Here is a 638-nt window from a genome sequence, read left to right as displayed (position 1 = left end):
CGCTGCAGCATTTTGTTCTTCGAATCGCCCCGCCAGTATGCCCCCGCCACGCTCAGCAGCTTGAACGCCTTGATTCTACCCGTCGAAGGCAGATGCGGACCCCGGCACAGGTCGAAAAATTCTCCCTGATCATAGATCGTAATGACCGAATCCTCCGGCAAATCCCGGATCAGCTCCAGCTTCAGCGGATCCTCCAGCTCTTCGTAAATCCGCAGCGCTTCCTCACGGCTCACTACCCGCCGCTCTATCGGCAGATTTTCCTTTACGATCTTCTCCATTTCCGCTTCAATCTTCGCCAGATCGTCCGACGATAACGGATTCTCCAGATCTATATCGTAATAAAAACCGTCCTCGATCACCGGACCGATCCCCAGCTTTACCTGCTTGTTCCCGTAAATCCGCTTGATCGCCTGGGCCATCAAATGCGCGGTGCTGTGGCGGTAAACCTCCAGCCCTTCCTCGCTATCCAGCGTGACGATCTCCACTTCGCTGTCCTCGTTCAACTCCCGGTTCAAATCGACCACTTTCCCGTTGATTTTACCGGCGACCGCATTTTTTTTCAGCCCGGAGCTGATCGAACCCGCCACTTCTTCCAATGTCGTTCCTTGCTCATATTCCCGAACCGCACCATCCGGGAA

Annotated in this window: 1 protein-coding gene; it reads right to left on the bottom strand. The window is 54.7% G+C overall.

All coding sequences use genetic code 11. The annotated features are described in order from the left end of the window. The coding region (locus tag ACTHRH_RS25690) for a TGS domain-containing protein (RefSeq protein WP_440418298.1) at nucleotides 1–638 on the bottom strand (638 nt) is incomplete at both ends.

Source organism: Paenibacillus sp. SAFN-117 (assembly GCF_051966115.1).
GTDB classification, from domain to species: Bacteria; Bacillota; Bacilli; order Paenibacillales; family NBRC-103111; genus Paenibacillus_L; species Paenibacillus_L residui.
The sequence above is the reverse complement of the archived record's forward strand: the minus strand, read 5'-3'. Positions and strand labels throughout refer to the sequence as shown.